Consider the following 16,081-nt stretch of genomic DNA (forward strand, 5'->3'; position numbering starts at 1 on the left):
ACATTATTTACCTATAACCATCTCTAATATTTGCTTTCTGGTATTCCAAACAACAGAAGTATTTGTTTTCTGCTTTGCTCCCCCCACCTCATATATAGTTTTATAATAGGATCTAAATACTTCCTTATCTAAATTTGTAGGAACACCATTTTGCTGTAAATTTTTTAACAACGCTACTGCACCTTTCTCACCACTTCCGTGTGAAGTCATAAAGTCATTAACATAATTCTGCTTATATGCAGGTAAACTCTTCCATCCAGGTACTTTAGCCCAGTCAATCACCGTAGCAGGACGAGTAAGTTTATTCCATAGTTTTGAGATTCCAGTTCCCACTCTCCCTAAAGGTAATCTCCCAAAACTTGCAGCAGTTAAACTAGCATCAACTACTGTTCCAGCTTGGCTTGGATAAATATTATTAATTTCTTCTTTTTGTTTGTTTGACATATATACCAAATAGTTACCAAACTCAGCACCATCATCATCAGATCCCTGCACTTCAAATGGTAGATTTCTCTCCCACCAATACTCATACCCCCCGTTCAGTTGAAGTATTCTTGGGTCGATTACTCTACTATTACCAAAGATATCACCTACCTCATAAGCAGGAAGGTTAATTTGATGAGATTGTTTCGATCCACCAAAACCAATAAACGGCTGTACTGTATTTCGACCATCATTATTGCTACCCACTCCTTGATTATTCGGTCCATAAGTTGCACCTACAGAGACTCCACAATCACCTTTTGCTTTTGAACATGTATCAAGAACATCATCTAGGAGTTTATTTAGTCCATTCTTGATATCTTTTCCTACGCGTTTCCAGAACTTCGTCCAACCATAGCCATCTGGGTCTAAGAATGTTCCTGGATTATTATGCACATAGCTATAACGGTTATAACCTTGTAAGTTATCTGCTCCATCAATCGTTGGATCTGCACTAATAAAACGTCCAATTTGGGGGTCATAGACTCGACCATTCATATGGATTAGACCAATAGTGTCCAGCATTTCATGTGAAGTAAAACCATGGCTATTCTTGGTTCCCTTAATCGCAGTCGCTGATGCTGTTCCATCGACATTACGACGCTTGCCCCATGGGTCATAACTTAAACGCTCGATCGCAGTACCTGCTGCATCAGTGATTACTTCAATCGAGCTCAAGTGATCTGTATGGAAGTAACGATAGGGACCTGTTTTATTAATCGCCGCGATTGCACTGTTTGGTGCGACTCCACTTTGGTAAGCTGTGCCTAAGTCAGCTGTTGGTGGAACCCCCTTGTCATTAGTAACATAACTACCAATAGCATCCCCACCAGCATAGATGTAATGTGTGTACTCTGTTTTACCATCAGGTAAATAGGTTTTCTCAAAAGTGCCCCCAGTATCTATTCGAGGATTGAGATAAACCGTCGTCGTCGTCTTGCCACCCTCAACACTAGTACGACGAACACGTTCGTGGTTCGCATCATACATAAAGCTTTCAGTACTTGTGCCTTGCTTAAGCTGCAAAGGCATGTTGAAACTCGTCCAACTAGAAGTTCGATTATTTCCAGTGAGTAGATTACCATTCACATCGTAACTAAATGCTGTGTTTAAACCACCAGTCGTTGAACTAATCGCACACACTTTTTGTATACCGCAGTTTGTTCCGCCTGTCGCATAATTATAAGTCCCAGTATCACTCTTACTTAAGATATTTCCAATCGCATTATAAGTTACAGAAGTTGTTGCTCCTTTCTGGTTTACAACACTCTTTAAACGATTGATATTGTCATAAGTGAAGGTTTCATTGGTCGAAATACCAGCTAAGTTCTGATTACGATTAGTTAAGTTTCCTATTGCATCAAAAGCATAGGTATTCTGTTGAACTGTTGCATTGCCTGTATTAATCGATTCAATAAAACCTGTATCTGCTTTATAGCCTTTCTTGGTCACTAAGCCATTACCCAACGTTTCTTGAGTAATATTGCCTCGGGCATCACGTGCATTCGCTGCCCAGTACAACTGGTTTCCTGCCAAATTACGGACTTCTTTTAAGTAACCATTGGTGTCATAGATATTGCGGTAACCAAAGCCTGTTGGATATGCAAAGGCCAGAGTACGACCTGCTGCATCATAGTTCCACTTGCTAATGAAGTCTGGATCAGCGGCTCCTTGAGCATTTGGATCGATCTTCTTGCTGGTCGTGGTTTGGAACAGGCGACCAAAGGTATCATAGGCATAGGCTTCACTAAAGCCATTCGCTGAGCTCACTTGCGCAAGCTTTCCTTTACCATTCGCGGCTGTATCCCACGTCCATGTCGAGCTTAGGTCTGGTTCTACTCGTTGTTTCAAGCGACCCAATGCATCGTATTGGAACGTGGTTTGTTGTCCTTTGGCATCTTGTTGCCAAACGACTTGACCCAATGGGTTGTAGCGGTATTTCCATGTCCCCATGACTGGATCCACTTGTTGCAGTTTGTTGCCATTATTGTCTAAAGTTAGAACAATGCTGTTCCCCAACGCATCTGTGGTTTTAGTTACGCGACCTAAAGCATCACGTGTATATTTCAACGAGTTGTTATCATGGTCCAGAATCTCAACCACTTCATTGGCGATGTTGTTCTTCTCTGTGCGTTTTAAACCTTTGGCATTGGTGATTGAGCTTTGTAATCCATCATAGCTATAGGTCGTGACACGATTCCCTGGTTCTACCAATTTGGTCACACGACCAAGTACGTCATATTCATAGCTGGTCCACTGCAAGCTACCATAGGCAACATTGCTTAGGCTTGGGGTACTGCTACGATATAATCGGCCTGATGCGTCATATTCACTTCGCACCACAACATCATTGGCATTGTCATAGGCCTTGGTCACTGTACGCTTCACATTGCCAACTGCATCTTTAAATACAAGCACTGGGGCATTCAAAGCTGTGGTACTGGTCGTCTTATAGTTCTCACCAGTTTCGCATTCTCGGCTATTGGTTCCAACACTCACAAAGATTTTACATAACTGGTAATCATTTGTGGTCTGTGCTGCACCTGCGGGTGTACTCACTTTTACCAGACCCAAACTATCAACCGTTTGTTTGCTCACCACGCCATTTAAGTCGGTTGAAGTCAGCATTTGACCCGTCACCGCATCATAGCTCGAACTTACCTGTTGCGATAAGGCATTGGTTTCACGCGTCTTAAACACACCCGCTGGATGGCCAACTCCCGCTTCATAGAAGGAGTTCACAACACGGCTACCAATATTGGTATCTGTTCCATTACCTGCACCTGTTACACTGAGCTTATTTAGATTACCAAAATTATCATACCCATAGTCTATCTGCAGCTTTAATGCAGCATCATTCGGCTCATCAACCTTCTGCTTTAACTGCTGCTTGGCATCATAATCAAATGTCGCTTTTTTAGTAATTGTTGGCTGACCTGTACGTGCTGAAATCACCGTACGCTCTTTAACTAATCCAGGAACCCAATTGGTCAAATCATGTTCAGAATAGACTGGTTTTACACTAGTACTGAACACACTGGTGCCATCCGCACTAGTGGTGGTCACATTAGAATCTGTTAGGTTACCAAACACATTTTCATAATTATCTGAGCTTACAGTTGTTGAAATCAGTTTACCCAAGTCATAGTTTAAAGCTGTTGATTTCTTAACCCGTGGGAATTTCACCTTCGTGGTTGGATAAGCGCTATCACTCACAAAGTCTGCATCAGCTACTGTGACCTTCGATACCAAGGCATCATTGGCTTTGGTCGTCACTGATTTTGCCATTCCAATAAAGGGGTAGTTCTGGTTAAAGACTGTTTCCTTTACCAGTTTATTGGTGACATCTGTGCCACTGGCAGTTTTATTGTATGTCTCTAACGTTTCTGTTGTTGTTTCAAAACCCAAAAAGCGGTTTTCTTTGACATCAACTCGTGGGGACGCAAATAGATAGGTGCTTTTTGAGCCCAAAGCATTATTTAAATAATTCTCGACTACAGCAGTCACTAAGCTAGCTGAACCAGTTCCACGAATTGGAAATGGTCTTGCCTCTATACTGTCTACAGTCTGACTAAAATTGCGATAAATGAATTTCTGTTTACGTCCATCCCCTGTATCAATAGAGCTCAACATATCCTGAAAATCGATATCAGGATAACGTAATGTAAACCATCTGAATCCTGCTTCCTCTTGAGCTATTCGATCTATGTCATTTTTAGCAGCTTGTGAAATAAAGGAATAAATATATGCCCCTGTTCCTGTACGCGGACGAACAATAAATTGGAAGTTAATTTCTTGAAAACCATTATTATTAATATCTGAAAAAAAAGGAATACGCTCAACATCATAATCACTGTGTTTTATATCACCAGGCACGCCAATAAGTGCAAACATGTGTTCTTCAAGAACAGTATAACCCTTCCACCAATCGACAAAGTCATATTTAAAAATATCGAACTTTTTATTGGGCCGCTGTAAATAAGAAGTAAGAACCGATGAATATCTCAATTGTTTATCAGGTGCGTTTTTTAACCATGAATTTGCATACCGATAAAAGTCAATAAAACCATCATGGTTAAAATCAACAAAGTTCGGTTTATAGTACCAATGGCGTTCCCAATCGCTAATCCAATCTGTTGTATTTACTTCAAACACAGGTAAATCATTTGTTGACTGAACTTCAAAACCACCACCCGTTGATAAGATTGGAATTAGACGTTCATGAAATCGAGTTGCAGGGCCATTAGCAGCATCTAGACGAATCACCTTGGACATCACAATGTCATCTAGACCATCGCCATTAAAATCTACAACACTAAAATCATAATCTTTGTAAGCATCACCCGCTGTTCCAGAGATTAATATAGGAGTAGTGTTTTCACAATCATTGATTGTTTTTGATTGTTGGATAACATCTTGATAAACACTGACAGAACATAGACTTAAACCACTCGAATTCGTATAGTAGAAAATAATATCTTGTTTCTTATCACGTCTAAAATTACCACTTAAAATACGCCCTGTTGTAGTAACACGCTTTCCAGAGCTCGTATTTAAAGCATTACGAATATTAGGCCCAATAATAGTTGTATTCACAGAAGCAACATTACCTACCCCATCCAATTTAACTCCGTTAAAACGGATATTATTTTGATCACCAAATAACATGAGTAAATCTGATATCCCATCTCGATCGCCATCTAAAGTGGAGATATTCAATAACGGAGATGGAGTAGTAAAGATATTTTTATGTTCTTTATAAAAACTAAATAATCCATTTGGACTACTATATGAGGTCGTAAATAATAATAATGAGACTTGGTTTGAACTATTTCTTCCATAAATCACCAAATCATCAATTCCATCGCCATTTACATCCATCATTATTGGTGACCATTGCTGAAAACTACTTAATGATGGATGTGTCAAAGTAACAGAAAAGCCTACACTCATCGGATCTACAGGGTTGGAATATAGTTTAAGATTATTGTCTGTTTTAGCTAAAAAAATTAGCTCTTTCGTTGTAACCCCCTTTGTAGTGTTCATCCGAATAGTATTTAATGTATCTGTGGCTTTAACATCTGGAATTTTATTAATACTATCTCGTAATGGCTTAGTCATGACATCCTTGCCATAAGAACTCCACTCTAACTTAGTTGGGGCTAAACAGGATTGATCTACTCCATTCACCGTACAATATTTGATATCTTTTAAGCGGGTTTTATTTGCTACCTGATCATTAATATCCTCATACTGGAAACGGTATTCACTTTTCACTACATTATTAGATTTAATACTAATTTTAGAAAGCTTTTTATCCAAAATGGAAATAGAGCCCTTCTCAATGTAACCTTGTTTTTTTTCTGCAGCAGTTCGATCCACATATTCAAAGTTTATTGAGTTAGTTGGTGCAATTTCACTATTTCCTGTATATTTAATAGTTTTAGGATATAGCATACCCTTATTTAAATCTTGGTATTCAACCTCCCAATAATTTCCATTGGCATCTTTAACAGAGGTTAACCCCCACTCAGATGTTAAGAATGTATCATTGCTAAAATTTAAATTTGTAGCATATTCACTTATCACACCATTTTTTTGTTTTACAATAAATTTTAGAATTTTAGATTTTTGAAGTTCGACAGTAATTTTAGTAAAGTTATCACTCTCCAAATGAAACTCAGCTTTTTCAGTTTTAGTAGAGCTAGATGTACTAGTTAAAATTAATTTTTTACCATCTAGAACAAAACATGATTTCTCGAATACACTTTTTGCATTACTAGGAAGCATCGGAGACGATGACTGAGTGGTAAACTCATTTATTCCTGCATCCAAAGGAGTAATGACTTGTCCATTTACTAACTCATTACATCGAACAATACTAGAAAGCCCATCCACATTCCAACCAACCCCTAATATTCCATCAGAAGATTGTCCGTTATAACTCAAAGCTAATTGTGGAATAAAACCATTAATAGATGGGGGAATTGCAAGTGGAATAGAGTGACCTAATACACCCAATGAATCTACGTTAGTATTACCCTCTAAACTACCGGCAAGCTCCAGTTCTGCTGCATTCACCTGGTGCAGAGCCAGTAAAATCGATACAAAAAGCAACTTATATTTCATTTTTAAAACATATTTGTGGATTTTATTACAAAAAATTATAGCAAAATAACAAAGCTGCAAACAAGAAATTTAAACAAATGGTCAGGTTATTTTTTCAATAAATATAAAATCATACTTTCAGACATCTAAATAATAATTTATGAAGATATCTATTCTTACTTCAGACCTATTTCCTCTTTGGTGCCTATAATACTGAAGTTAGGTTTCACCCTACTCATCGAAAAACAGCGACAACCGATAAGGTACCGAGATCTATAATACGCTGGAATACTTTGACTTCTAATACTTCTAAGGTGAGCTGAGAAAAACTCATATCTCCAATGTAAGGATACACAGCGATTTAATCGACGAAGTGTTTCTTCGTCTTGTTTAACTTCTAATTCACGTTTTTTAAGCCATACTGCACTAACTACACGAAACATAAGTTCAGCTTCTTTGAATTTTTGATTTTTAGTCTCTAAACGTACTGTTGCTGGATCAATACCCTGTTTGATCAATTTCTTATATTCATCACGAATATTTCGCACCTCTTCTAAAGTGACTTCTGGATAAGCCCCTAGAGATAAATCATCGCATTTACCAAGATATGGTGGGTATAATTAAAAATCTAGTATTTGCTACCACTAGAGTCAATACGTAAGTAAAGATCGTCTCCATCATGAAGCTCATACATTTTGTCAGGACTTGTTTTTGCTTTTTTAACTTGTAAAACACTGAGCTTATTTATTCCACGAGTTGCCATAGTTCAGACATAAAAAAATGCAGTAAGAAATTATCTTACTGCATTTTTTTACTACTTTATGACACCCGATTGGCATAGTGCGTCACGGCTTGTCACATTGTACATTCCTAACTTTAACTTTATAAATCATAAGCTTATATATTGTTAAACAGTGTCAGAAACTTAAATTTGGCGGAAGCGGTGAGATTCGAACTCACGGAGGACTCACACCCTCGTCGGTTTTCAAGACCGGTGCATTAAACCGCTCTGCCACGCCACGCTTCCAGCCACGCTTCCATGTGCGTAAGAATACAAAGCTTGCCCTCTTTATACAAGAGAAATTTAATTGCAATGTATTCAAATGCATAATGTTTCATCAATTTTAGAGTTTTGCGGCTAATTCAGCACCATCTCGGATCGCACGCTTGGCATCAAGCTCAGCTGCAAGCTTCGCACCACCAATAATATGGTAGTTTGCGGAAGTATTTTCACCGTCTTTAGGCATGAGATCTTTCACCGACTCTTGCCCAGCACACACCACAATGGTATCGACACGCAATAACTGATCATGACCATTATGCTCAACCCACAAACCTTCGTCGGTCACCGCTTTATATTGCACACCACGTAGCATACGCACGGCATGCTTTTTCAACTGCGCACGATGTACCCAACCAGAGGTTTTACCCAAACCAATTCCAAGGGGTGTGGTTTTGCGCTGCAATAAATAAATCTGACGTACTGGCATTTCAACTTCTGGACGTTGCATTCCACCTTCAGAGATATAGTTTGGATCTGGGTCTACACCCCACTCACGTTGCCATTCTGCTAAGGGTTGCGGCTGAGGTTGGTGTGGTGGTTTTAACAAGAACTCTGATACGTCAAAGCCAATCCCGCCTGCACCAATCACGGCGACCTTATGGCCCACTTCTGCACCACGTAATACTTCTGCATAGGACAACACTTGAGGTGCTGTACTGCCTTGAATTTTCAATGCACGTGGTACAACACCTGTAGCCACAACTACTTCGTCAAAGCCTTCACATTCTAGCTGCTCGCGACTTACACGTGTATTTAAACGTACATCTACACCTGTTTGTTTGAGCTGTACTTTAAAGTAACGAATGGTCTCATGGAATTCTTCTTTTCCAGGCACCACTTTTGCCAAGTTAAACTGACCACCAACATCATGATTTGCTTCAAATAAAGTCACAGCGTGACCTCGACTAGCAGCAACCGTGGCTGCTGACATCCCCGCCACCCCGCCACCGACGACGGCAATACGTTTTGGTTTTTGGGTTTTGATGTAAACCAATTCTGTTTCATGACACGCTTGCGGATTGACTAGACAGCTGACACGTTCATTTTTAAATGCATGGTCCAAACACGCTTGGTTACACGCGATACAGGTATTAATTTCATCCACACGATTGGTTGCTGTTTTATTTACCCAATAAGCATCAGCCAAGAATGGACGTGCCATTTGCACCATATCCGCCTTGCCAGAAGCAATAATCTCTTCAGCCACATCAGGCATATTGATACGGTTCGATGCAATCACAGGAACAGAAACATGTTGTTTCACCGCAGCGGTATAGTCGACGAATGCAGCTCGAGGAACAGAGGTAACAATGGTAGGCACACGTGCTTCATGCCAACCAATCCCTGTATTTAACAGTGTAATTCCAGCTTTTTCTAATGCTTTGGCAACCACAATCACTTCTTGCATGGTATTGCCATCATGTACCAAATCCAGCAAAGACAACCGGAATGCAATAATGAATTTTTCACCGACTTTAGCGCGAATCGCTTTGACAATCTCTACGGGGAAACGCATACGATTTTCAATATCACCGCCCCAACGGTCAGTACGCTTATTCACATGGCTACTGAGGAACTGGTTAATCAAATAACCTTCTGAACCCATGATTTCGACGCCATCATAGCCTGCTTTTTTCGCCAAGCTGGCACAACGTGCATAATCTTCAATGGTTGCCAATATCTGAGAATCAGACATTTGGCGTGGTTTAAATGGGTTAATCGGTGCTTGAATCGGAGAAGAAGATACCGAAAACGGATGATAACCATAGCGACCAGAATGCAGGATTTGCATCAAAATCTTCGCGCCATGCTTATGTACTGCATGGGTGACTAAACGATGATGAGGAATATCTGCCAAACTATTCATGGTTCCGCCCGCAGGCAACAACCAGCCTTGACGGTTTGGAGAAATACCACCTGTGATAATGAGGCCTACACCGCCCTTTGCCCGCTCGCCAAAATAAGCAGCGAGTTTTGGATAGTTAAAGAAACGATCTTCTAAACCTGAGTGCATCGAACCCATTACCACACGGTTTTTAATAGTGGTAAAACCCAAATGTAATGGCTTTAAGATATTTGCATAGCTAGTCATGGTATTCCTTCTCTAATTTTGGCTTTGCAACTTGTTGCATAGTACTTTAATACTTTTTTATTGATTTGGGATGACTCTATCTAAAAATTTAGCTGTTGAAAGTGTCAATTTAGCTTCAACCTGCTTAAGATTCTGCTGCTGCAAATCTAAATATTTTTGATTGCAGAAGCACATCGACATAAAAAAGCAGCCACAATAATAGTGACTGCCTTTATTTAATCTAAAAAACTCACTCAAGCTGATTGATCAATGCTTCGGTTTATTCTCATGCTGAACAATGCTACGCAATTTAATGTTGTTGATGACTCGAATAAGCCAGAAGATTTTTCTGTACCTTCATTTTAAGCGAACTCATCACAATGCCCATGCAGATAAAAGCAGCACCAATCAAGATATTGAGGGTCAGCGGCTCATGCCAGATCAAAGAACCAAAAAACAGACTTAGTATTGGAATACACATAATCGAAATCGAAGCCACAAAGGTATCCACCTGACTGACAATCCAGTTCCAAAGCACAAATGCAAAACCAGTGCCTACAACTGCAATGTAAAATAACGCAGATTCATTCAAAGGATTCAACCAAACCTGAGCATCGATAGGTTCAAATAATAAAGCCATAACAAACATTAGGCTTCCACCAAGCAATAGTTGCCAAATGGTCAATTTGATTTTGTCATAGGCAGCAAAATTCTTTTTGATATAGACTGTAGATAGTGCCCAGAAGAAGCCTGAACCGATTAATAACACCTGCCCCAGCAATGACATATTCAAATGAACATGATGCAATTGCGGCCACAGAATAGCGATCAGCCCGAATGTACCTAGCACCAACCCGATCATTTTCTGACGATTTAAACGCTCATTCAGAAAATAGTGTGCTAAGACACCAATAAAAATTGGCATGGTAAAGACCAATACTGCTGATAAACCTGAACCAACAAATTGCATGGCAAAGGTCTGCGTGGCATAAAAACCAAAACAGATCAATAGACTTAAAATAATTAAGGGCTTCCACTCAGCTTGCTCAGGCAAAATGGATTTTTTTAAAATCCGTTGTAGCAACATCAATGTTAATGCCGCTAAAATCAATCGAGTAGAAATAAATAAGAAGGGTGGAAACACTTGTAGGCTATGTTTAACCAAACCCCATAAAGACCCCCACACCAAGCATAGCAATGCAATGGCACTGACGACTCGAATATTCACGTGTTGTACTCAACCGATAAAAAGTAAGCTTAGTGTATAAAATAAATGACATCATGAATAATGCTATGTTTTAATAGATACATCATTTTTTTTGATGCCTAATGAAGTGATAGCTTTACAGCCAAACCTTGATTATCGCACTAAACTGAAATATTGAGGACTTGCCGTGAATATTGATATTAGTGATATCCGATCATTTGTCACTGTAGCCGAGCTAAAAAGTATTACCGCAGCGGCAAATAAGCTCAATTATTTACAGTCTAATATGACTGCAAAAATTAAAAAGATTGAAAATCACTATAAGCGCCAACTGTTTATTCGTAAGCCTAAAGGCGTCGAACTGACTGAATCTGGCATGAATTTATATGCGCAATATAAAAAGATGATTTTCACTTGGGAAGAAACTGAAAATAAAATCTATCAACAAGAAAGCGTATTACGTTTTGGCACCAATACCAGTTTAGGTGGGATGCGTTTCTACCCCTCTTTTAGTCAGCTCTATGAAGCCTACCCTGACCTTTCCATCACCATGAAAACAGGTCCAACAGGTTATATTGAAGACGAGATTTTAGCGGGTAATTTGGATATCGCTTATGCCCTAGGACATCCCAAACATAAAAATCTACAATATATTCAAAAGGCAGAAGATCAACTGGTGATTATTGGTAAAAACATGATCAACCATGACAGTCTTGAAGAATGTCTGAATCATCAAAATATCTTGCTGGCTTCCGAACAATGCTGCTATGCCACCACCTTAGACAGCATCTACACAGACTATAAGCTTAAAAAAGGTGAACTCACCCATATTTACGATCATGAAGCTCTAATTCACTTTACCCAATTAGGTATGGGTATCTCGATGATTGCCAAATCTTTGATTGAAAAATATAACATTCAGTACTATCGCGAAACACCTGAACAGTATCGGGATATCGGCCTTTATCTGATTGCACATCATGATCATGTATTTACCCCAATCGAAAAGCAATTCATTGGCTTAAATGACTCGCTTTGAACGAAACACTTTTATAAAGGATATTTGCAACAAATTTATCTACGATTCCTTAGAGACGTTTTAAAGTTCACAACCTATGAATGCCTTATTGTTCGTGCTTATCGTAAAACTTTATATTTTTCCGATGTTAATCTATTTTTCAAATGAAAAAAAAAGAATTCCTTTCCCAACACAAAAAAAATCGATTTGAAAAGTGATATAGTACGGGACGTATAAATTCTCTTTGGTCACCGATGTATTAGGGTGCCTATTTCGAAATAGTTAGGACTAGCAATGACTGATAATGCAACGATCTTGCAGCATGTACCAGTAGGTAAAAAAGTTGGGATTGCCTTCTCTGGTGGTTTAGACACTTCAGCAGCTTTATTATGGATGAAACAGAAAGGCGCAGAGCCTTATGCATATACTGCAAATCTGGGTCAGCCTGATGAAGATGACTATGATGCTATTCCAAAGAAAGCTGAACAGTACGGCGCAGTCAAAGCTCGATTAATCGATTGTCGTTTACAACTTGCGCTTGAAGGTATCGCCGCGATTCAATGTGGTGCATTCCATATCAGCACTGGTGGTGTACCTTACTTCAATACCACACCTTTAGGTCGTGCAGTGACAGGTACCATGCTTGTTACCGCGATGAAAGAAGATGACGTCAACATTTGGGGTGACGGTTCAACTTATAAAGGCAACGATATTGAACGTTTCTATCGTTATGGTTTGTTGACTAACCCTGCGCTTAAAATCTATAAGCCTTGGTTAGACCAAACCTTTATTGATGAGTTAGGCGGCCGTGCCGAAATGTCGCAATTCTTAATCGACAACGGTTTTGACTATAAAATGTCAAAAGAAAAGGCTTACTCAACTGACTCAAATATGTTGGGTGCGACACACGAAGCCAAAGATTTAGAATATCTCAATGCAGGCATTAAAATCGTAGATCCGATTATGGGTGTTGCATTCTGGAAAGACGACGTTGAAATCCAACCTGAAGAAGTAAGCATTACCTTTGAACAAGGTATGCCAGTTGCGCTGAATGGTCAACGTATCGAAGATCCTGTTGAATTTATTCTTGAAGCGAACCGTATTGGTGGTCGTCATGGTTTAGGGATGTCTGACCAAATCGAAAACCGTATTATCGAAGCGAAATCTCGTGGTATCTATGAAGCACCAGGTATGGCTTTGTTACATATCGCTTATGAGCGTTTGGTGACGGGTATTCATAACGAAGATACGATTGAACAATACCGCATTAACGGTTTGCGTTTAGGTCGTTTACTTTACCAAGGTCGTTGGTTCGATTCACAAGCGCTCATGCTTCGTGAAACTTCACAGCGTTGGGTTGCTAAAGCAATTACAGGTACTGTGACTTTAGAATTACGTCGTGGTAATGACTACACCATCATGAACACTGAATCTCCTAACCTCACTTATGAAGCTGAGCGTTTAACGATGGAGAAAGGTGATTCGATGTTTACACCAATGGATCGTATCGGTCAGTTAACCATGCGTAACCTCGATATTACCGATACCCGTGCAAAATTGGGTATCTATACCGAAACAGGTTTGCTTGCAGTTGGCCAAGGCTCTGCAATTCCACAATTGGAAAACAAATCAAAATAACAGATGGGTAAATTAATTTACCCATTTGAAAGGGCTGAATATTTTTATTCAGCCCTTTTTTATTTTATCCAAGAAAATAGAAATTATTGAATCATCGCATTTATAGAACAATATGTCGCAATTAAAGACTATTTATCGTCATTATGAATCGATAATATAAGCATTAAGCAAAACACAATAATTTGGGAGATGAAAGATGAATGCTTATCTACATCGTAGTGAAAACCGTGGTCATGTCAAAGCAGGTTGGTTAGACACCTATCATAGCTTTTCATTTGGAAGCTGGTATAACCCGAAATACATGGGCGTCAGTGCACTTCGCGTGATTAACGACGATACAGTTGCTGCGCATAATGGTTTCGGCACTCATCCCCATGACAACATGGAAATCTTGACCTGTGTACTTGATGGCACCATTTCCCATAAAGACAGTATGGGTAATGAAGGCCAAATCAATGCCGGTGAGTGGCAGTTGATGAGCGCTGGAACTGGGGTCACCCACAGTGAAATGAACAAGCATGATAAAGCGGTACATCTATTACAGATTTGGATTCAACCGAATGTACAAGATGCTGAACCAACCTATCAGCAAATTCAACTCAATCCGAAAGATCATCCAAACCAATGGCACTTGATTGCTGGTGATCAGTCTGCGCCGATGTCGATTCGTCAAAATGCTGAAGTGAAAACTGCAGTGATTGAGAAAGATCAACATTTAGAGATTACAGCGCAGAAAAAAGTGAACTATGTGCATGTGATTTCAGGTGAAGTGATGATTGCCGATCATTTGGTTAAAGCGGGTGATGCTCTACTGTTTGATGAGACTGCAACCATTACTGCATTACAAGACAGTCAAATGATCTGGTTTGACCTACCTTAAACTCAGTTTAACTTGTACCTCTTACCCTCAAGAGGTACAAGCTTTTTTAATCATTATTACTACGATCACAACTGTTGGAATCAGAACTCGAGTCAACATTAAAACCACAATCATCTACACGCTGATCATTATGATGCTGGACTGAATCGCAATTTGAAGTTGTTGATGAATATGGATGACTATAATCTGAAGAATCTGACGTAGCACCTGTTTTCTTAGCGAAGAAAAATAATAGAACTAAGCCAACCACGATGACTAAAATAATAAACATCAGCATCACTATCCCCTATTGTGACCCAATCTTTATTTCACACTATAGCTTAATTCTTTTCAAAAATAATCGGCATTAAAAAAGCCCGATTAACGGGCTTTTCTACAACCTTGAACATTTTTAAAAACGACCTGAATCGTTTCGTTCGTTGTTAGCTGTGTGTTCAGGTTGTCATATCTTTATTCATTTAGGCAAGATTTCTCTTAAATCCCAAATAGTATATGATTTCCTTATTGATTAAATTAGCACCAATAGTGAGTTAGGTCAAGGGTCGATCTGCTTATAAAACATCATCGACTTGAGGGATGAGAACGTCCAATCAGTATTTATTTCAAAACCTTTGATCAAGCCACTTGGCTATTTACCAACTACTTTTTTATTTGTGTTTCTACATAAGCATGCTGAGACTCAACGTATTTAAAGATACTTTTTTCGGATTTTGAGGTTTTCCCCTGCTGAATATATGTGATTTCAACAGGATAATATTTTGATTGATCAACTATAAGCTTCAATTTTGAAGTCGTTGTTGATGCCAAATTTGCATCAGCATAGTATGATGCTGTACTCCCACCCGCGTGGGCCAAATTTAATATTTGCACATCACCAAGATCTGGTAGCAAAATACCATACCAGTTTGATGTTTCTTGCCCACCTGCTCCAGTAAAACTTGCAAGGACATGACTACCCATCATTGTACGTCCAAAGGGTTGCAAATTTGCTTTTAACTGAGCCATAAAATCACTACGCAAATGTCCATCGGCTGAAGGTACTTCATCTTGGTTAAATGCGGCATTTACCAACTCAAAAGTTCTATTTTGCTTTTTATAAATCAGTACATCTACCGTGCTTGAGCATGCTCGACAACCCGCGATATAACCATCATGAAAGTTAACTTTTTCGATAATCACTAAATAGCGATTCTCTCCTTGTGTATTTTTATACTCAACTGTCGGATGAATAAAGCCAAGTACAGTTGGTTCAAGCAAGACATAAGGATATGTAGCAAAATAGTCATCAATCTTGCTTTTATCTAATTTAAAATGATCTGATGGTTTTTCATTTTTATAAGCCGTTTTTAAAATTAATTTTTGGTCTAATTGCGCTTCTGAATACTGTTTTAGCGGCGCTGCAATTGTGTCGAGTAATGGGTTAATATTCTGACATGCTGTCATCATACTCAATATTGAAAAAACCATTAAAATCTGATAACTCTTTGGCATTATTTGACCTAATCTATAAAAATTTATTCTAAATTGACTGGACATTAATCCAATCTTACTGACTTCAAGTAAATGATTATACAGAGCTTAACATCATCTTTTTATATATTTAAATAATGCAT

Annotated in this window: 8 protein-coding genes, 1 tRNA gene and 1 pseudogene; 3 read left to right on the plus strand and 7 right to left on the minus strand. The window is 39.0% G+C overall.

Annotation, left to right across the window (positions count from 1 at the left end):
* Window positions 1-3: 3 nt before the first annotated feature.
* The 5 genes and pseudogenes from NG55_RS07890 to NG55_RS07910 form a co-directional block, all read right to left on the minus strand.
* Window positions 4-6,612, minus strand: a complete 6,609-nt coding sequence (locus NG55_RS07890) for an RHS repeat-associated core domain-containing protein (RefSeq protein WP_065342939.1) — start codon at window positions 6,610-6,612, stop codon at window positions 4-6.
* 232 nt (window positions 6,613-6,844) lie between these two features.
* Window positions 6,845-7,354 (minus strand): annotated as a pseudogene (locus NG55_RS07895) (integrase arm-type DNA-binding domain-containing protein); the annotation flags it as partial.
* Between the two features lie 169 nt (window positions 7,355-7,523).
* Window positions 7,524-7,618: transfer RNA gene (locus tag NG55_RS07900), tRNA-Ser, on the minus strand.
* Between the two features lie 97 nt (window positions 7,619-7,715).
* A complete protein-coding gene (locus NG55_RS07905) occupies window positions 7,716-9,746 on the minus strand; it encodes an NADPH-dependent 2,4-dienoyl-CoA reductase (protein WP_065342940.1) in 2,031 nt (676 codons plus the stop codon).
* A gap of 289 nt (window positions 9,747-10,035) precedes the next feature.
* Window positions 10,036-10,953: a DMT family transporter gene (locus NG55_RS07910; protein WP_065342941.1), complete on the minus strand. Its 918-nt coding sequence runs from the start codon at window positions 10,951-10,953 to the stop codon at window positions 10,036-10,038.
* Window positions 10,954-11,119: 166 nt separating this feature from the next.
* Here NG55_RS07910 and NG55_RS07915 point away from each other — a divergent pair, with 166 nt between their 5' ends.
* From NG55_RS07915 to NG55_RS07925, 3 genes are all read left to right on the plus strand, one after another.
* Complete coding sequence (locus tag NG55_RS07915) at window positions 11,120-11,971, plus strand: LysR family transcriptional regulator (RefSeq protein ID WP_065342942.1); 852 nt, start codon at window positions 11,120-11,122, stop codon at window positions 11,969-11,971.
* Between the two features lie 273 nt (window positions 11,972-12,244).
* Complete coding sequence (argG, locus tag NG55_RS07920; RefSeq protein WP_004652848.1) at window positions 12,245-13,588, plus strand: argininosuccinate synthase; 1,344 nt, start codon at window positions 12,245-12,247, stop codon at window positions 13,586-13,588.
* 196 nt (window positions 13,589-13,784) lie between these two features.
* The gene (locus tag NG55_RS07925) at window positions 13,785-14,468 is read left to right on the plus strand and encodes a pirin family protein (protein ID WP_065342943.1); all 684 of its coding nucleotides are present in this window, start codon (window positions 13,785-13,787) and stop codon (window positions 14,466-14,468) included.
* Window positions 14,469-14,514: 46 nt separating this feature from the next.
* On the opposite strand, the gene NG55_RS21250 is transcribed toward NG55_RS07925, so the two are convergent.
* Both NG55_RS21250 and NG55_RS07935 read right to left on the minus strand, forming a co-directional pair.
* Window positions 14,515-14,745: a hypothetical protein gene (locus tag NG55_RS21250; RefSeq protein ID WP_065342944.1), complete on the minus strand. Its 231-nt coding sequence runs from the start codon at window positions 14,743-14,745 to the stop codon at window positions 14,515-14,517.
* Between the two features lie 362 nt (window positions 14,746-15,107).
* Window positions 15,108-16,004 carry a hypothetical protein gene (locus tag NG55_RS07935; RefSeq protein ID WP_228129643.1) on the minus strand — a complete coding sequence of 299 codons (897 nt, stop codon included), beginning with the start codon at window positions 16,002-16,004 and terminating at the stop codon, window positions 15,108-15,110.
* Window positions 16,005-16,081 lie beyond the last annotated feature (77 nt).

Source organism: Acinetobacter gyllenbergii (genome assembly GCF_001682515.1).
GTDB lineage: Bacteria > Pseudomonadota > Gammaproteobacteria > Pseudomonadales > Moraxellaceae > Acinetobacter > Acinetobacter gyllenbergii.